This is a genomic window from Actinomadura miaoliensis (assembly GCF_039536785.1).
GTDB classification, from domain to species: domain Bacteria; phylum Actinomycetota; class Actinomycetes; order Streptosporangiales; family Streptosporangiaceae; genus Spirillospora; species Spirillospora miaoliensis.
Genome location: NZ_BAAAZG010000028.1, coordinates 75,251 through 92,858, shown reverse-complemented (window position 1 = coordinate 92,858; position 17,608 = coordinate 75,251). Strand labels below are relative to the sequence as shown.

General features: G+C 73.2%; 17 protein-coding genes and 2 riboswitches. Of the genes, 6 read left to right on the top strand and 11 right to left on the bottom strand.

Annotated features, from left to right (window positions below; translation table 11 throughout):
* Window positions 1-418: 418 nt before the first annotated feature.
* Window positions 419-1,921: a cation:dicarboxylate symporter family transporter gene (locus tag ABD811_RS21620; RefSeq protein ID WP_344950547.1), complete on the bottom strand. Its 1,503-nt coding sequence runs from the start codon at window positions 1,919-1,921 to the stop codon at window positions 419-421.
* A 201-nt stretch (window positions 1,922-2,122) separates the two neighbouring features.
* Between ABD811_RS21620 and ABD811_RS21615 the strand changes: the two genes are divergently transcribed.
* The 6 genes from ABD811_RS21615 (at window position 2,123) to ABD811_RS21590 (ending at window position 8,136) form a co-directional block, all read left to right on the top strand.
* On the top strand, window positions 2,123-3,757 hold the full coding sequence (locus tag ABD811_RS21615; RefSeq protein ID WP_344950544.1) for a sensor histidine kinase: 1,635 nt from the start codon (window positions 2,123-2,125) through the stop codon (window positions 3,755-3,757).
* A complete protein-coding gene (locus tag ABD811_RS21610; RefSeq protein ID WP_344950540.1) occupies window positions 3,754-4,437 on the top strand; it encodes a response regulator transcription factor in 684 nt (227 codons plus the stop codon). Before ABD811_RS21615 ends, ABD811_RS21610 begins: the two co-directional genes overlap by 4 nt.
* Window positions 4,438-4,504: 67 nt before the next feature.
* A complete protein-coding gene (locus ABD811_RS21605; protein WP_344950537.1) occupies window positions 4,505-4,747 on the top strand; it encodes a hypothetical protein in 243 nt (80 codons plus the stop codon).
* Between the two features lie 156 nt (window positions 4,748-4,903).
* Window positions 4,904-6,304 (top strand): MFS transporter, encoded by a 1,401-nt coding sequence (locus tag ABD811_RS21600; RefSeq protein WP_344950534.1) that lies wholly within the window; start codon window positions 4,904-4,906, stop codon window positions 6,302-6,304.
* A 132-nt stretch (window positions 6,305-6,436) separates the two neighbouring features.
* Window positions 6,437-7,600 carry a thiolase family protein gene (locus ABD811_RS21595; RefSeq protein ID WP_344950531.1) on the top strand — a complete coding sequence of 388 codons (1,164 nt, stop codon included), beginning with the start codon at window positions 6,437-6,439 and terminating at the stop codon, window positions 7,598-7,600.
* A 95-nt stretch (window positions 7,601-7,695) separates the two neighbouring features.
* The gene (locus ABD811_RS21590; protein WP_344950528.1) at window positions 7,696-8,136 is read left to right on the top strand and encodes a winged helix-turn-helix transcriptional regulator; all 441 of its coding nucleotides are present in this window, start codon (window positions 7,696-7,698) and stop codon (window positions 8,134-8,136) included.
* 55 nt (window positions 8,137-8,191) lie between these two features.
* Here the strand turns inward: ABD811_RS21590 and ABD811_RS21585 are convergent, their stop codons facing one another.
* The 10 genes from ABD811_RS21585 to ABD811_RS21540 form a co-directional block, all read right to left on the bottom strand.
* A complete protein-coding gene (locus tag ABD811_RS21585; protein ID WP_344950525.1) occupies window positions 8,192-8,566 on the bottom strand; it encodes a type II toxin-antitoxin system death-on-curing family toxin in 375 nt (124 codons plus the stop codon).
* On the bottom strand, window positions 8,563-8,772 hold the full coding sequence (locus ABD811_RS21580; protein ID WP_344950522.1) for an Arc family DNA-binding protein: 210 nt from the start codon (window positions 8,770-8,772) through the stop codon (window positions 8,563-8,565). Before ABD811_RS21580 ends, ABD811_RS21585 begins: the two co-directional genes overlap by 4 nt.
* 94 nt (window positions 8,773-8,866) lie before the next feature.
* Window positions 8,867-10,240 carry an L-serine ammonia-lyase gene (locus tag ABD811_RS21575; RefSeq protein ID WP_344950520.1) on the bottom strand — a complete coding sequence of 458 codons (1,374 nt, stop codon included), beginning with the start codon at window positions 10,238-10,240 and terminating at the stop codon, window positions 8,867-8,869.
* A gap of 47 nt (window positions 10,241-10,287) precedes the next feature.
* Window positions 10,288-11,544, bottom strand: coding sequence for a serine hydroxymethyltransferase (locus tag ABD811_RS21570; protein WP_344950517.1), 1,257 nt, complete (start codon window positions 11,542-11,544; stop codon window positions 10,288-10,290).
* Between the two features lie 3 nt (window positions 11,545-11,547).
* Window positions 11,548-11,937 (bottom strand): glycine cleavage system protein GcvH, encoded by a 390-nt coding sequence (gene gcvH / locus ABD811_RS21565; protein WP_344950514.1) that lies wholly within the window; start codon window positions 11,935-11,937, stop codon window positions 11,548-11,550.
* A 20-nt stretch (window positions 11,938-11,957) separates the two neighbouring features.
* Window positions 11,958-13,037, bottom strand: coding sequence for a glycine cleavage system aminomethyltransferase GcvT (gcvT, locus tag ABD811_RS21560; RefSeq protein WP_344950511.1), 1,080 nt, complete (start codon window positions 13,035-13,037; stop codon window positions 11,958-11,960).
* 84 nt (window positions 13,038-13,121) lie between these two features.
* Window positions 13,122-13,207, bottom strand: a riboswitch (glycine riboswitch).
* A gap of 3 nt (window positions 13,208-13,210) precedes the next feature.
* A riboswitch (glycine riboswitch) is annotated at window positions 13,211-13,307 on the bottom strand.
* Window positions 13,305-14,069: a gamma-glutamyl-gamma-aminobutyrate hydrolase family protein gene (locus ABD811_RS21555; RefSeq protein WP_344950508.1), complete on the bottom strand. Its 765-nt coding sequence runs from the start codon at window positions 14,067-14,069 to the stop codon at window positions 13,305-13,307. It overlaps the preceding riboswitch by 3 nt.
* Window positions 14,066-14,830: a 3-oxoacyl-ACP reductase gene (locus tag ABD811_RS21550; protein ID WP_344950505.1), complete on the bottom strand. Its 765-nt coding sequence runs from the start codon at window positions 14,828-14,830 to the stop codon at window positions 14,066-14,068. Before ABD811_RS21550 ends, ABD811_RS21555 begins: the two co-directional genes overlap by 4 nt.
* Window positions 14,831-14,842: 12 nt before the next feature.
* A complete protein-coding gene (locus tag ABD811_RS21545) occupies window positions 14,843-16,207 on the bottom strand; it encodes an aldehyde dehydrogenase family protein (protein WP_344950502.1) in 1,365 nt (454 codons plus the stop codon).
* An 8-nt stretch (window positions 16,208-16,215) separates the two neighbouring features.
* Window positions 16,216-17,577 carry a glutamine synthetase family protein gene (locus tag ABD811_RS21540; protein WP_344950500.1) on the bottom strand — a complete coding sequence of 454 codons (1,362 nt, stop codon included), beginning with the start codon at window positions 17,575-17,577 and terminating at the stop codon, window positions 16,216-16,218.
* Window positions 17,578-17,608: the final 31 nt, after the last annotated feature.

Here is a 17,608-nt window from a genome sequence, read left to right as displayed (position 1 = left end):
GCGTTCGGCGCGGCGTGGCAGCTGCGGCCGGTGCTCGACCCGGCGGTGATCCGGTACGCGGCGCGCAACGCCTGGTTCTGGCCCGTCCTGGCCAGCGTCGCCGAGTTCCTGGCGCTGGTCGGGCTGGCCTGGCTGATCCGGGAGGGGCGGGCGTCGCTGCGCCGGTGGCGTCCCGCGCTGCGCGGCCACGCACGCGCGCAGGCCCGGCGGGCGGGGGAGGAACTGCTCCGCGACGCCGGGCGGGTGCCCGGCGTCGCGGAGGTGCGGATGCGGCTCACCGGCAGCGCGGCCCGGCCGCGCCTGCTGATGACCGTCACCTGCGCCGAGGACGCGTCCCCGGCCGCGATCTACGCCGCGCTGGTCGCGGGGCCGGTGGCCCGGTACCGCGCCGTGACGGCGATGGGGGGACTGGAGGCGGTCATCGACTTCCGGCTGCGGCGGTCCGGGAGGCCGAGTCGCCGTCCGGTCCCGACCCGGGCGCCGCGCCGCTGGGGGCCGCGGACGCCGTGGCGGCGGCCGTCCCGGACGCACCGGACGGTTCGGGTGCGGATCGCCCGGACGGCTCGGACGATGTCGCCGGCTCGGCTGCTGCGGCGTGGTCGTCCAGGAGCGTCGCCTCGTTGAACGGGTCCTCGCCCGCCAGCACGCGGCGCGCCCGGGCCGAGTCCAGCTCGCCCGTCCAGGACCCGATGACCACGGTGGCGACGGCGTTGCCGGCGAAGTTGGTCAGCGCCCGCGCCTCGGACATGAACCGGTCGATGCCGACGATGAAGCCGACGCCGTCCACCAGCTCGGGCCGGTGCGACTGCAGGCCGCCCGCCAGCGTGGCCAGTCCGGCGCCGCTGACCCCGGCCGCGCCCTTGGACGCGATGATCATGAAGACCAGCAGGGACAGCTGGGCGCCCAGCGACAGCGGGTCGTCCTGCGCCGCGGCGATGAACAGGGTCGCCATGGTCAGGTAGATGGCGGTGCCGTCCAGGTTGAACGAGTAGCCGGTCGGCACGGTGATGCCGACCACCGGCCGGCTGACGCCCAGGTGCTCCATCTTGGCGATCAGCCGCGGCAGCGCCGACTCCGAGGAGGAGGTCGACAGGATCAGCAGGAACTCGCGGGCCAGGTAGCGCAGCAGCTGGAACAGGTTGATCCGGGCCACCGCCCACAGCACGGTGCCGAGCACGACCACCACGAACAGCGCACAGGTGATGTAGAACCCGAGCATGATCACCGCGAGGCTGCGCAGCGCGGACCAGCCGGTCTCGCCGACCACCGCGGCGATCGCGCCGAACGCGCCGACCGGCGCCGCCCACATGATCATCGCCAGGATGCGGAACACCAGCCGCTGGACGTGCTCGATGCCGCGCAGGATCGGCGCGCCCGCCGGGCCCATCTTCTGCAGCGCGAACCCGGCCAGCAGCGCCACCAGCAGGGTCTGCAGCACCTGGCCCTCGGTCAGCGCCGACAGCAGCGAGGTGGGGATGATGCCGAGCAGGAAGTCGACGGTGCCCTCGCCGCCCTCGGCCGACTCGTGCGCCTTGGCGGCCGAGCCCGGGTCCAGGTGCATGCCCTCGCCCGGGTGCAGGAAGTTGCCGACCGCCAGGCCGATGCCCAGCGCGAACGTCGACATGACCAGGAAGTAGCCGAGGGCGATCAGCCCGACCTTGCCGACCTTGGCGGCCTTGGCGACCGAGCCGATGCCCAGCACGATCGTGCAGAAGATGATCGGCGAGATCATCATCTTGATCAGGTTGACGAACCCGGTGCCGAGCGGCTTGAGTTCGGTCGCCACGTCCGGTGCGACCAGGCCCACCGCGATGCCGGCCACCACGGCGCCGATGACGGCCAGGTAGAGGTAGTGCACCGGGTCCCGGCGCCGCCGGGCCGGGGCGGTGCCGGTGCCGCCGGTTGTCGGCGTAGCGGACACGGTCGCCTCCTCGGGGTCTCGCGGACCGTCGCGGGTCCGGGGGGTGGATGGGGGTGCGCCGGGCATGCCGGCGCGTTCGAACAGCGACTATCCGGGTTCGTGTGATAGTCGTCACGTTTTTGTACATTTCGTTCACATGCAGGTGATGTGCTCGTCATGAAGGCAGCGCGATGAGGGTGTCGCGATGAACGGGGCGCCGCGATGAGGCCGCCGATCCCGGGAGCGAGCCGGCGGTGGAGCCTGGCCGGGCAGCTGCTGGCGCTGCAGGCGGCCGTGGTCGCCCTGCTGGTGGTGGTCGGCGCCGCGCTGGCGTACCTGGACGCGGCGCGCGCCGCCGACGACCGCGCCCGCGAGACGGTCACCGTCGTGGCCACCACGCTCGCCGACTCCCCGGGCGTGCGCGAGGCGCTGGCCGAGCGCGACCCCAGCCGCACGCTGCAGCCGCTGGCCGAACGGGTCCGCGTCGACACCGGCGTCGACTTCATCACGATCATGAACCGGAACCGGATCCGCTACTCGCACCCGAACCCGGAGCAGATCGGCCGTCCCTTCGTCGGCAACATCGGCCCCGCCCTGGCCGGGCGGCCGTTCACCGAGACCTACACCGGCACGCTGGGGCCGTCCGTGCGCGCCGTCGTGCCCGTCTTCGACGAGGAGCACCGGGTGGCGGCGCTGGTGGCGGTCGGCATCACCGTCCACGCGATCTCCGCCGAGCTGCGCGAGCGGCTGGTCACGCTGGCCCTCGTCGTGCTGGCCGTGCTGGCGGTCGGGATCGCCGGCAGCGGCCTGGTCAGCGCGCGGCTGCGCCGGCAGACCCGGGGCGCGGCGCCCGCCGACCTGCGCGCCATGTTCGACTACTACGAGTCGATCCTGCACGCGGTGCGCGAGGGCCTGGTCCTGCTCGACCGGGACGGCCGCGTCGTGCTGTGCAACGACGCCGCCCGCGAGCTGCTCGACCTGTCCGGCGACCCGCGCGGCCGCCGGGCCGCCGACCTCGGCCTGCCCGACGAGCTGACCGCCGCGCTGGTGTCGCCCGAACCCCGGTCCGACGAGATCCACGTCGCCGACACCCGGGTGCTGGTCGTCAACACCGTCCCGGTGCGGTCACGGGGCCGCGCCATGGGCACCGCCGCCACCCTGCGTGACCACACCGAGCTGCAGACGCTCACCGGCGAGCTGGGCGCCGTGCGCGGGTTCGCCGAGGCGCTGCGCGCCCAGGCGCACGAGGCCGCCAACCGCCTGCACACCGTCGTGTCGCTGGTCGAGCTGGGCCGCAGTGAGCAGGCCGTCCAGTTCGCCACCGCCGAGCTGGAGACCGCACAGCGGCTCACCGACCGGGTGGTGGACGCCGTCGGCGAGCCCGTGCTGGCCGCGCTGCTGCTCGGCAAGGGCGCCGACGCCGCCGAACGGGGCGTCGAGCTCGTCCTCACCGACGAGTCCGCGCTCGGCGACACGGTGGTCGACCAGGCCGGGATCGACCCCCGTGACCTGGTCACTATCCTCGGAAACCTGATGGACAACGCGGTCGACGCCGCGATCGAGGGCGCGGCCTCCCACCGGGAGCCGCCCCGGGTGGTGGTCACCGCCCGGACGGACGGGGGAGAGCTGGTACTGCGGGTGGCCGACAACGGTCCGGGCGTGGACCCCGAGCGCGTGCCCGCCATGTTCCGGCGCGGCTGGACAACCAAGCCCGCCGAGGGCCCGGTGGGGCACGGCCTCGGGCTCGCGCTGGTCGGCCGGGCCGTGCGGCGGTACGGCGGCACCATCGAGGTCACGCGCGACGTCGGCGCGGTCTTCACGGTCCGACTGCCGCTGCGTGCGAGGAGGACGCCGTGATCCGGGTGCTGGTGGTGGAGGACGATCCGGTCGCCGCCGAGGCGCACCGGACGTACGTCGAACGCGTGCCCGGGTTCGCCGTCGCCGGGGTCGTCCACTCGGGGGCGGATGCGCTGCGGTTCTGCGAGCGCACGCCCGTCGACCTGGTGCTGCTGGACTTCTACCTGCCCGACACCCACGGGCTGAAGGTCTGCCGGGCGCTGCGGGCCGCGGGCAGCACGGTCGACGTGATCGCGGTGACGTCCGCCCGCGACCTGGCCGCGGTGCGCTCGGCGGTGTCCGCCGGGGTGGTGCAGTACCTGCTCAAGCCGTTCACGTTCGCGGCGCTGCGCGACAAGCTGGAGCGGTACGCGCGGTTCCGGCAGCGCGCGGCGCGCTCCGGGGAGGTGACGGGCCAGGCCGACGTGGACGCGATGCTCGCCACCCTGCGCACCCCCGACCGCGGCTCGCTGCCCAAGGGCATGAGCGAGGAGACCCTCCAGGCGATCACCGAGGCGCTGGCCGGGGCGGACGAGGGGCTGTCCGCCGCGTCCGCGGCCACCCTCACCGGCGTGTCCCGGGTGACCGCGCGCCGCTACCTGGAGTACCTGGCCGACCAGGGCGTGGTGCGGCGCCGGCCGCACTACGGGCAGGTCGGCAGGCCCGAGGTGCGCTTCTACCGGGCCGGCGCGGCGGAGTAGATCTTCGCAGGTCCGGGTACGTAACCCGCTGTCCGACCAGGACCGAACGGCAACGGGGGGATGCGCTGTGGGGGACCTGCACGACAACACCGATCGCACGGGCGCCGCGCGGGCGGGCGGCCGGGCCGGGGGCAAGGGCACGGGACGGGACCGGCGCGCCGGCGGCGAGACCCGCCGCGACGACGCCCGCCGCGACGACGTCCGTCCGGATGACGCCCGGCGCAAGGGACAGGTGCGCCGGACCCCGGACAAGGCCAAACGGAACGACGCGGCGAAGAAGATCAGGGCGATGTTCGAGCCCAAGCTGTAGCGGCCGCACACGCGCGGGCCGGTGGCGCCGACTGAGGGGCCACCGGCCCTTCGGCGGACTGGACGGTTGTGTTCTCCAACTCACGGCGCTACGTTCGGGGCCAGTGAGTTGGGTTTTCCAACTCGATGACGCCGAACGTGATCTCGGAGGAACGCCGTGAGCAGTCCGACCATCCGGGCCGGGGACGCCGCAGCGGACGGGGCGGTGCGCGGGGCCCGGCCGGGGGCCGTCTTCGCCGTCGTCGCCACCGGTGTGGCGATGTCCAACCTGGACCTGTTCATCGTCAACGTGGCCCTGCCGCGGATCGGGGAGCGGTACGCGGGGGCGTCGCTGTCCGAGCTGTCCTGGGTGCTCAACGCGTACGCGGTGGTGTTCGCCGCGCTCATGGTCCCGGCCGGCGGATTCGCCGACCGGACCGGGCCCCGCCGCGCCTACCTGCTCGGCCTGGCCGTGTTCACGGCCGCGTCGGTGGCCTGTGCCGTCTCGCCGGGCGTGTGGTCGCTGATGGCCGCGCGCGTCGTCCAGGCCGCCGGGGCGGCGTTGCTCATTCCCTCCTCGCTGGGGCTCCTGCTGGCCGCGACCCCGCCGGAGCGGCGGCTGCCGGCGGTGCGCGGCTGGACCGCCGTCAGCGGGCTGGCGGCGGCGCTCGGTCCCGTCGCGGGCGGGCTGCTCACCCAGTTCGACTGGCGCTGGGTCTTCCTGGTGAACGTGCCGATCGGGCTGGCGGCGCTGGCGGCGGGCGCGCGGCTGCTGCCCCGTCCGCCCGCCCGCGCGGACGGGGCGCGACCGGACCTGCCGGGTGCGGCGCTGCTGACCGCCGGCGTCGCCGCGCTCGCCCTCGGCGTGGTCAAGAGCGACGACTGGGGCTGGACGTCGGCGCGGGTGCCGGGCTCACTGGCGGCCGGTGCCGTGCTGCTCGCGCTGTGCGCGTGGCGGTCGGCGCGGCACCCGTCGCCGGTGGTCCCGCCCGGGCTGCTGAGGCTGCCCGCGTTCGGCCCGGCCACGGTCGCCAACATCCTGTTCGCGGTGGCGTTCGCCGCGATGCTGCTGTCGGCGGTGCTGTGGTGCCAGCAGGTCTGGCACTGGTCGGCGCTGCGCACGGGGCTGGCGATCTCTCCCGGTCCGCTGATGGTGCCCGGACTGGCGGTGGGCGCGGCACCGCTGGCCCGCCGCGTGGGCGCCGGGCCGCTGTCGTTCCTCGGCTGTGTCCTCTTCGCGGCCGGGATCGGCTGGTGGATGTGGCGGATGGAGGACGGCTACGCCGCCGGCATGCTGCCCGGGATGCTGCTGACCGGAGTGGGCGTCGGGCTGACCCTGCCGACGCTGATCGGCGCGGCGGTGTCCGCGGTGCCGCCGCGCAGCTTCTCCACCGGCTCGGCGGTGGTCACCATGGCCCGGCAGGTCGGCACCGTCCTCGGCGTCGCGATGCTCGTGGCGCTGCTGGGCGCGGGGGACCCGGGCGCGATCTCGTTCGACGCCGGCTGGCTGGGCACCGTGCTCGCCGCCGCGGCCGCCGCCCTGGCCTGCCTGACGCTGCCCCGCGCCCGCCGAGCCTGAGCCCGCGCGGCGCCCGCCGGATGTGATCCCGGCCACCCGGCGAGTGGGTTGTTTTTTCCAACTAACCAGCCGAGAGTGGGATTCAGAACGGGATTCGGCCCGGTGGGGTCCGACTCATCGAAGGAGATCCAGATGCGAGACGCGGTGATCGTGGAGGCGGTGCGCACGCCGGTCGGCAAGGGCAAGCCGGGCGGGCGGCTGCACTCGGAGTACCCGGTCGACCTGCTGGCCCGTACCCTCAGGACCCTGGTGGAGCGGGCGGGGATCGATCCGGCCGAGGTCGACGACGTGGTGGGCGGCGTGGTCACCCAGGTGGGCGACCAGGCGGTGAACGTCACCCGGTCGGCCGTGCTCGCCGCCGGGTTCCCCGAGAGCGTCCCGGCGACCACCGTCGACCGGCAGTGCGGGTCCTCCCAGCAGGCCGCGCACTTCGCCGCGCAGGGAGTGATCAGCGGCGCGTACGACGTCGCGATCGCCTGCGGGCTGGAGTCGATGTCGCGCGTCCCGATGGGGTCCAGCGTGCTGCCCGGCAGCAACCCCTTCGGCGCCCTCCTCCCCGAGCGCTACCCCGGCGGGCTCATCGGGCAGGGCATCGCCGCCGAGCGGATCGCCGCCCGCTGGAAGCTCTCCCGCGAGGAGCTGGACGCGTTCGCCTACGAGTCGCACATGCGCGCGCACGCCGCCTGGGAGAACGGCGAGTTCGACCGCGAGGTCGCCTGGAGCGGGCAGCGCGACGAGACCGTCCGGCCCACCACCTCGATGGAGGCGCTGGCCGGGCTCAAGCCCGCCTACTACGACCCCGTCTACGAGGAGCGGTTCCCCGAGATCGGCTGGCAGATCACCGCGGGCAACGCCTCCCCGCTCAACGACGGCGCGGCCGCGCTGCTGATCATGAGCGGCGACGCCGCCCGGCGGCTCGGGCTGCGGCCGCGGGCCCGCTTCCACGGCTTCGCGGTGGCCGGGGACGACCCCCTGCTGATGCTCACCGCGATCATCCCCGCCACCGAGAAGGTGCTGAAGCGCTCCGGCCTGACCCCTGACGACATCGATCTGTTCGAGGTCAACGAGGCGTTCTCCTCGGTGGTGCTGGCGTGGCGGCGCGAGACCGGCGTCGCCTCCGACAGGGTCAACGTGCGCGGCGGCGCGATCGCCATCGGCCATCCGCTGGGCGCCAGCGGCGCGCGCATCATGACCACCCTCCTGCACGCCCTGGAGGACCGCGGCGCCCGCTTCGGCCTCCAGACCATGTGCGAGGCCGGCGGCATGGCCAACGCCACCGTCATCGAACGCCTCTGACCACCGTCCGCCGGGGGCCGGGCGACCCCCGGCCCTCTCCGGGGCGCACGACGAGCGGGCGCGTCGGAAAATCCAACCAACGTATTGTGGGGTCCATGCCGAAAGACGCCGACCCGCGCGAGTGCTCCATCGCCGACGCCCTGCAGATCGTCGGCGAACGCTGGAGCCTGCTGGTCATCCGCGAACTGGTCTACGGGGTGCGCCGGTTCGACGGAATCGCCCGCAACACCGGCGCCCCGCGCGACATCCTCACCGCGCGGCTGCGCAAGCTGGAGACCGCCGGAATCGTCCGGCGCGAGCTGTACAGCGAGCGTCCGGCCCGGTACGAGTACCACCTCACCGAGGCGGGCTGGGAACTGAGCGACGTGCTGGCCGTGCTCATGAGCTGGGGCGACCGGCACCTCAACCCCGACGACCCGCCCGTCCGGTGGACCCACGTCTGCGGCGAGCGCCTGCGGCCCCAGGTGGTGTGCGCCTGCTGCGGCCGCCCGGTCAGAGACGGCGCGACGCCCACCGGCCGCGGCGCCCGCACCTGACCCGCCCGTCCACCACCCTCCAGGCGGACGGACGACACGACTCCGGCGGAACTCCTCACGCGGAGACGACGCGCAGCGCCTCGGCGATCTCCTTCACCTCGATCTCCGAACACGACGTCGCGATCCGGACCACCAGATCGAACGCCTCGTCCTCGTTCAGCGCCGAGGCATACCCGCTGGCGACGAGCATGATCTCCATGGTCGCCCACGCCGTTCGCTTGTTGCCGTCGACGAACGGATGGTTGCAGACGATGGAGTGGAGGAGGGCCGCCGCCTTCTCCTCCACCTCTGGGTACGCCTCGACGCCGAAGGCGATCGTCTGGGGGCGGGCGACGGCGCTCTGCACCAGGCCGACGTCCCGCACGGCGGGCTGACCTCCGAGATGTCGCGCGTTGATCGCGATCACCTGTTCGACGGTCGGATAGATCATGTGTCGGCCAGCCGTCGGAACAGTCCTTCGCGTCGCGCGAACACTTCCTCGGTGGCAGCGGAGATGGCGGCCTCCTGCGCGCGGCGCGCCAGCAACTCTTCGGCTGCCTGAACGAGAATCGAGTTCACGGAGGTGTGGTCGGACTTGGCGAGAGCGACCAGCCGCTCGTCGATGTCGTCGGGGATGCGGACGCTGCGAGTGGTCATGTCCGCAGCATAACTCGTTGTCATACCAGGATGGTATCGCGTTATCGTGGCGCTGCGTCATCGATTGATTACGCAAGGCCATTTCGTCTGGCGGTCAGCACTCGATCACGTTGACGGCGAGGCCGCCGCGGCTCGTCTCCTTGTACTTGTCGAGCATGTCGCGGCCGGTGTCGCGCATCGTCTTGATGGCCTTGTCGAGGGAGACGAAGTGGCGGCCGTCGCCGCGCAGGGAGATGCGGGCGGCGCTGATGGCCTTGGTGGCGCCGACGGCGTTGCGCTCGATGCAGGGGATCTGCACCAGGCCGCCGATGGGGTCGCAGGTCAAGCCCAGGTTGTGCTCGATGCCGATCTCGGCGGCGTTCTCCACCTGCTCGGGGGTGCCGCCGAGCACCTCGGCGAGGCCCGCGGCGGCCATCGAGCAGGCCGAGCCGACCTCGCCCTGGCAGCCGACCTCGGCGCCGGAGATGGACGCGTTCTGCTTGAACAGCACGCCGATCGCGCCGGAGGTGAGCAGGAAGCGGACCACGCCGGTGTCGTCGGCGCGGGGCACGAAGCGGTCGTAGTAGTGCAGGACGGCGGGGATGATGCCCGCGGCGCCGTTGGTGGGGGCGGTGACGATGCGTCCCCCGGCGGCGTTCTCCTCGTTCACGGCCAGCGCGAAGAGGGTCACCCAGTCCATCGCGTGCAGGGGGTCGGCGGGGCTCTCGGCCAGGAGCTGGCGGTGCAGGTGGGGGGCGCGGCGCCGCACCTTCAGGCCGCCGGGCAGCAGCCCCTCGCGGGTGCAGCCGCGTTCGACGCACGCGCGCATCACCCGCCACAGGTCCAGCAGCCCGGAGCGGATCTCGTCCTCGGTGCGGCCGAACGCCTTCTCGTTCTCCAGCATCAGCGCGGGGATCGACAGGCCCGTGTCGCGGCAGAGCGCCAGCAGCTCGGCGGCGGACGCGAACGGGTAGGGCAGGACGGTGTCGTCGGGCTTGATGCGGTCGGCGCCGGCGGCCTCCTCGTCGACGACGAAGCCGCCGCCCACCGAGTAGTAGACGCGGGCGCGCAGCTCGCCGCCGGAGTCGTCGAACGCGGTGAAGAGCATCCCGTTGGGGTGGCCGGGCAGCGTCTGCTTGCGTTCGAAGACCAGGTGCTCGCCGACGACGAACGGGACGTCGTGGGAGCCGAACAACCGCAGCGCCTTGTTCGCCCGGATGGCGGCCAGGCGTTCGTCCACGGTGTCGACGTCGACGAGCTCGGGTTTGTCGCCTTCCAGGCCGAGGATCACGGCCTTGTCGCTGCCGTGGCCCTTGCCGGTCAGGCCGAGCGACCCGTACAGGACCGCCCGGACGGACGCGGTCTTCTCGAGCAGGCCGTCACGGGCCAGGCCGCGGGCGAAGCGGTGTGCGGCTGCCATCGGCCCGCCCGTGTGCGAGCTGGACGGTCCGATTCCGATCTTGAAAAGGTCGAAGACACTGATGGCCATCGCACGCTCCCTCCGTGACCGGGGGGTCGCCCCGGTCACGGGAGGCACTAGAGGGTCGGATACAGGGGGTGCTTGTCGGCGAGCGCCCGCACGCGGGCCGCCAGGGCCGCCTGGTCGCAGGACGGCTGCAGGGCCTCGGCGATCACGTCGGCGACCTCGGCGAAGTCCTCGGCGGTGAAGCCGCGGGTGGCCAGGGCGGGGGTGCCGATCCGCAGGCCCGAGGTGACCATCGGCGGACGCGGGTCGTTGGGCACGGCGTTGCGGTTGACGGTGATGCCGATGTCGTGCAGCCGGTCCTCGGCGTCCCGGCCGGTCAGCTCGGAGTCGACCAGGTCGACCAGGACCAGGTGGACGTCGGTGCCGCCGGTCAGCACCTTCACCCCGGCCTTGGCCGCGTCCTCGGCCAGCAGCCGCTCGGCCAGGATGCGGGCGCCCTCCAGGGTGCGGGCCTGCCGGTCGCGGAACTCCGCCGACGCGGCGATCTTCAGCGCGACCGCCTTGGCGGCGATCACGTGCTCCAGCGGGCCGCCCTGCATGCCCGGGAACACCGCCGAGTTGATCTTCTTGCCGTACTCCTCGCGGGCCAGGATCAGCCCGCCGCGCGGACCCCCGAGGGTCTTGTGCGTGGTGGTGGTGACGATGTCCGCGTACGGGACGGGCGAGGGGTGCAGCCCGGCCGCGACCAGGCCCGCGAAGTGCGCCATGTCCACCATGAGCAGGGCCCCGACGGAGTCGGCGATCTCGCGGAACGCGGCGAAGTCGAGCTGGCGCGGGTACGCCGACCAGCCCGCCACGATCATCTTGGGGCGGTGCTCGGCGGCCAGCCGGGCGACCTCCTCCATGTCGACGCGGCCGTCCTCGGGCCGCACGTGGTAGGCGACCACGTTGAGCATCTTGCCGGAGTAGTTCAGGCGCATGCCGTGGGTCAGGTGCCCGCCGTGCGCCAGGTCCAGGCCGAGGATGGTGTCGCCGGGCTGGAGCATGGCGAAGTAGACCGCCGTGTTGGCCTGCGCGCCCGAGTGCGGCTGGACGTTGGCGTGCTCGGCGCCGAACAGCTCCTTGGCCCGGTCGATCGCCAGCTGCTCGGTGACGTCGACGTGCTCGCAGCCGCCGTAGTAGCGCCGCCCCGGGTAGCCCTCGGCGTACTTGTTGGTCAGCACCGAGCCCTGCGCCTCCAGCACGGCGACGGGCGCGAAGTTCTCCGAGGCGATCATTTCCAGCGTGCCCTGCTGGCGGCGCAGCTCGGCGGCGACGGCCTCGGCCACCTGCGGGTCGACGGCCGCCAGGGACTCGTTGAGGGACACGGGTCAGCCCTCCTCGATCAGCTTGCCGTAGGCGGTGGCGTCCAGCAGGTCGCCCGGCTCCTCGCTGAGCCGCACCTTGAAGATCCAGCCCTCGCCGTACGGGTCGTCGTTGATGACCTTCGGCTCGTCGACCACCGTGGCGTTGATCGCGGTGATCTCGCCGCTGACCGGCGAGTAGATGTCGCTGACCGACTTGGTCGACTCCACCTCCCCGCAGGGCTCCCCGGCCTCGACGGTGTCGCCCTCGCCGGGCTGCAGCTCGATGAAGACGATCTCGCCCAGGGCGTCGGCGGCGTGCTGGGTGATGCCGACGGTGACGATGCCGTCCTCGTTGTCGAGGCCGGACACCCACTCGTGCTCCTCGCTGTAGCGGAGCTGTTCCGGAACGCTCACGTTCGTTTCTCCCAGGTGTTTCAGGATCGCTTGTAGAACGGCAGGGGGACGACGTCGACCGGCTCGTGCCGGCCGCGGACGTCCACGGCGAGCCCGCTCTCCGCGACGCCGCTGTCGACGTACGCCATGGCGATCGGCCTGCCCAGTGTGGGCGACGGAGCGCCGCTGGTCACGACGCCGCACGGCGTGCCGTCGGAGCCGACGACCGGGTACCCCTTGCGGGGGGCCCGGCGGCCGCGCGCGACCAGCCCCACGAGCCTACGGCCTGGCGGGGTCTGGGCCTGCGCCGCCAGGGCGGACCTGCCGACGAAGTCGGCCTTCTTGTCGAGCTTGACCACGCGGCCGAGCCCGGCCTCGTAGGGGGTGGTCTCGGTGGTCAGCTCGTTGCCGTACAGCGGCATGCCCGCCTCCAGGCGGAGGGTGTCGCGCGCCGACAGCCCGGCGGGCACCACGCCCTCGGCGGCGGCGAGCGCCCGCCACAGCGCCACGGCGTCGCCGGACGAGACGAACAGCTCGAAGCCGTCCTCGCCGGTGTAGCCCGTGCGGGCGATGAGCGCGTCCACCCCGGCGACCTCCCCCGCCATGACGGCGTAGTAACGCAGGTCGGCCAGCGGGGCCTCGGTGTATCCGGAAAGGATGTCCTGGGAGCGGGGGCCCTGCAGCGCGACCAGGCCGTAGGAGGCGGAGCGGTCGTCGACGGCGGCCTCGAAACCGGCGGCCCGCCCGGTCAGCTCCTCGCGGACGGTGTCGACGTTGGCGGCGTTGGCGACCACCATGAACGTCTCGGCCGCGAGCCGGTAGACGATCAGGTCGTCCAGCACGCCCCCGTCGTGCGCGCAGATCATCGTGTAGCGGGCCCTGCCGACCGCCATGGGGGACAGGTTCCCCACCAGCGCGTGGTCGAGCGCGGCGCCCGCCCCCGGCCCGGACACGAAGATCTCTCCCATGTGGGACAGGTCGAACAGCCCGGCCCCGGTGCGGACGGCGCGGTGCTCGGCGGTCTCGCTCTGGTAGCGCAGCGGCATCTGGTAGCCCGCGAAGTCGACGAGCGTGGCGCCGAGGTCGGCATGGACCTCGTAGAGCGGCGTCTTCCTGGACATGGGTGGGCTCCTTCATCGCGGGGGCGCGCGTCGGGACGCGCATCATCATCGTCCCATCGGCGCACCGGCGTCGTCGGTGCCTCCCCCTCTGTCATCGGCGCCTGAGAGCTTCACCCCTCGCGCGGGGTTTTCACCTTCGGCGGGGGACCGTGTCCCCGCTTTCCAGAGGGCGCCTGGCCTGCGCGGTCCTGGGGCCTGAGAGGTTCCGGGGAGGATTTGCTCCTTCGGCGGCCCCCGCCGGCTGCGAGGGCGCTCTCCCGCACGGGATCAGCGGCGCAGGGTCAGCGTATCAGCGGCCTCCCCTCCCGCGTAGATCCGCGCCGCGGCGACGAAGGACAGGAACAGCGCCGGGTCGTCGCCCACCTCGGGATGCCACTGCACGCCCAGCGCGAACGCGCGTCCGGGCAGCTCGGCGGCCTCGACGACGCCGTCGTCCGCCCAGGCCACGGCGCGCAGGCCGGTGCCGAGCCGGTCGATCGACTGGTGGTGGTAGTGCGCCACCGTCGGCGTCGTGTCGCCGCCGAGGGCCTCGGCCGTCCGCGACCCCGGCTCCACGCGGACGGGGAAGTGCCCGTAGACGCCGGGGGCGGGGGAGTGGTCGGTGCGGCCGCCGACGACGTCCGGCAGGTGCTGGACGAGCGTGCCGCCCAGCGCCACGTTCAGCACCTGCAGGCCCCGGCAGATGCCGAGGAACGGCAGGTCGCGGTCCAGCGCGGCGTGCACGAGCGCCAGCTCGGAGCCGTCGCGGAAGTCCCGGACGCCGGAGACCTCGGGGTGCGGCTCGGCGCCGTACAGCGCCGGGTCGATGTCGCCGCCGCCCGCGACGACCAGCCCGTCCAGCCGGTCCACCAGGGACGCCGGCGCCCCGACGGGCGGCAGCAGCACCGGCTGCCCGCCCGCCTCGGCCACCTGCCGGACGTAGGCGTAGGGCACCAGCGCCGACCGCATGTTCCACACGCCGAAGCTCGCGTCCTCGACGTATCCGGTGATGCCGATGACGGGGCGGCTCGTCTCGTTCGCGGTGCCGGTCATAGCGGGGTGACGTAGGCGCCGGAGATCCCGCCGTCCACCAGGAACTGGGACGCGGTGATGAACGAGGCGTCGTCGGAGGCCAGGAACGCCACCGCGGCGGCGATCTCGTCGGCCTCGGCGAACCGGCCCATCGGGATGTGCACCAGGCGCCGCGCCGCCTCCTCCGGGTTGGCCGCGTACAGCTCGCGCAGCAGCGGCGTGTCCACCGGTCCGGGGCACAGCGCGTTCACCCGGATCCCCTCGCGGGCGAACTGCACGCCCAGCTCGCGGGTCATGGCCAGCACGCCGCCCTTGGACGCGGTGTAGGAGATCTGCGAGGTGGCCGCGCCCATCACCGCCACGAACGACGCGGTGTTGACGATGGAGCCCCTGCCCTGCTCGCGCATGTACGGCAGCACGTGCTTGCAGCACAGGTACACGCTGGTCAGGTTGACCTCCTGCACGCGCCGCCAGGCGTCCAGCCCGGTGTCCAGGATGGACGCGTCGTCGGGCGGGGAGATCCCGGCGTTGTTGAACGCGACGTCGACGCGGCCGTAGGCCTCCTTGGCGGCCCGGAACAGGGCCTCGACCTCGTCCTCCCGCGCCACGTCCGTGCGGACGAACAGCCCGCCGACCTCCTCGGCGGCGGCCTTGCCCGCGGTCTCGTCGACGTCCGCGACGACGACCTTCGCGCCCTCGCGCGCGAACCGGCGCGCGGTGGCCAGCCCGATGCCGCCGCCGCCTCCGGTGACGACGGCGACCCGGTCCTGCAAGCGCTGCATCCTGAGCCACTCCTACTCGGTAGCGATGAAGACGTTCTTGACCTCGGTGAACGCGTCGAGGGCGTCCGGCCCGAGCTCGCGGCCCAGCCCGGACTGCTTGAACCCGCCGAACGGCGTCCAGAAGCGCACCGCCGAGTTGGAGTTGACCGACAGGTTCCCCGAGTCGACGGCGCGGGAGACGCGCACGGCGCGGCCCACGTCGCGGGTCCAGATCGAGCCGGACAGGCCGTACTCGGTGTCGTTGGCCAGCCGGACGGCCTCGTCCTCGTCGTCGAACGGCGCGACGACCACGACCGGGCCGAACACCTCCTCGGTCCAGGCGGGCAGGCGCGCCGGGTCGCCGGGGGCCAGCAGCACGGTCGGCGCGAACCAGAACCCCGGGCCGTCCGGGGCCGAGCCGCGGAACGCCACGTGCGCGTCGTCCGGCACGAACGAGGCGACCTTGGCGCGGTGCGCGGCGCTGATCAGCGGCCCGACCTCGGTGTCGTCCTTGCGGGGGTCGCCCACGACGACGTCGCGGACGGCCGGTTCCAGCAGCTCCATGAACCGGTCGAAGACGGGGCGCTGCACCAGGATCCGGGAGCGGGCGCAGCAGTCCTGCCCGGCGTTCTCGAACACCGCGAGCGGGGCCGCGGCGGCGGCCCGCTCCACGTCGGCGTCGGCGAAGACGATGTTGGCGCTCTTGCCGCCCAGCTCCAGCGTGACCCGCTTGACACGGGGCCCTGACGCGGCCAGGATCTCCCGGCCCACCCGCGTCGACCCGGTGAACACGATCTTGCGGACGTCCGGGTGGTTCACCAGCCGCCGGCCCGCCACCGGGCCCTCCCCGGGCAGCACCTGCAGCACGCCCTCGGGCAGGCCCGCCGCCAGCGCCAGCTCGCCGACGCGGCGGGCGGTCAGCGGGGTCAGCTCCGACGGCTTGACGATCACGGTGTTGCCCGCGGCCAGCGCCGGGGCCACGCCCCAGCCCATGATCGGCATCGGGTAGTTCCACGGGACGATCACGCCGACCACGCCCAGCGGCTCGTGGAACGTCACGTCCAGGCCGCCCGGCACGGGGATCTGCCGCCCGGTGAGGCGTTCGGGCGCGGCGGCGTAGTAGTACAGCGTGTCGCGCAGGTTGGCGACCTCCCAGCGGGCCTGGCCGAGCGGGTGCCCGCAGTTGGTCACCTCCAGGTCGACCAGCTCGTCGGCGTGGTCGTCGACCTGCGCGGCGAACGCCCGCAGCAGCCGGGCGCGGTCGCCGGGCGCCACGGCGCGCCAGGCGGGGAACGCGGCCTTGGCGCGTTCCACCGCCGCGTCGACCTCCTCGGTGGAGGCCATCGGCACGGCCGCGACGACCTCCTCGGTCGCCGGGTTGATCACATCGAAGTCCATCGGTCCCCTCACAGGCGCTCGAAGCCGCGGAACAGTTCCCAGTCGGTCACGGCACGGTCGTAGGCGTCCAGCTCCACCCGGGCGGCGTTGGCGTAGTGCTCGACGACCTCGTCCCCGAACACCTTGCGGGCGAGCGCGCTGGAGCGCCAGTCCGCGGCCGCCTCGCGCAGCGTCCCCACCACCCGCGGCGCGTCGGAGACGTAGGCGTTGCCGCGGTAGGCCTCCTCCAGCGGCAGCCGCTCGTCGACGCCGTGCAGCCCGGCGGCGACCAGCGCGGCGACGGCCAGGTAGGGGTTGACGTCGCCGCCCGGCACCCGGTTCTCCACCCGCAGCGACGGCCCGTGGCCGACCAGCCGCAGCGCGCACGTGCGGTTGTCCACCCCCCACTTGATCGCCGTCGGGGCGAACGAGCCGGGCTGGTAGCGCTTGTAGGAGTTGACGTTCGGCGCGTACAGCAGCGTGAGGTCGCGCAGGCATGCCAGCTGGCCGGCGACGAAGTGCTCCCCGATCTCCGACAGGCCGTACGGGCCGTCCCCGGCCATGACCGGCGTGCCGTCCTCGGCGCGCAGCGAGACGTGGACGTGGCAGGAGTTGCCCTCGCGCTCGTTCGGCTTGGCCATGAACGTGATCGACATGCCCTCCTGGGCGGCGATCTCCTTGGCCCCGGTCTTGTAGAGGACGTGCTGGTCGCAGGTGGTCAGCGCGTCGGCGAACCGGAAGGCGATCTCGTGCTGGCCGAGGTTGCACTCGCCCTTGGCCGACTCGACGTACATCCCGGCGCCCTCCATCGACAGCCGGATGCGGCGCAGCAGCGGCTCGACGCGGGCGCCGCCGAGCAGCGAGTAGTCGACGTTGTACTGGTTGGCCGGGGTCAGGTCGCGGTACCCCTTCGTCCAGGCCTGCTCGTAGGAGTCCTGGTAGACGACGAACTCCAGCTCGGTGCCCACGTACGCGCCCCACCCGCGTTCGGCGAGCCGGGCGAGCTGGCGCCGCAGGATCTGCCGCGGCGACGCGACGACGTCCGTCCCGTCCTCCCACGTCAGGTCGGCGAAGACCAGCGCGGCGCCCTCCTGCCAGGGGACGCGCCGCAGCGTGGCCAGGTCGGGGCGCATCACGAAGTCGCCGTACCCGGTCTCCCAGGACGACATCGCGTACCCGTCGACGGTGTTCATGTCGACGTCCACGGCCAGCAGGTAGTTGCAGCCCTCCGACCCGTGGGCGGCGACCTCGTCCAGGAAGTACCGGGCCGACAGGCGCTTGCCCTGCAGGCGGCCCTGCATGTCGGTGATCGCGATGATGACGGTGTCGATCCGGCCCGCGGCCGCCTCGTCGCGGAGCTCGTCCAGCGTGATCAGACCGGGGTTCCTCACAAGACGCTCATCTCTGTGGCATGGGGCGGAC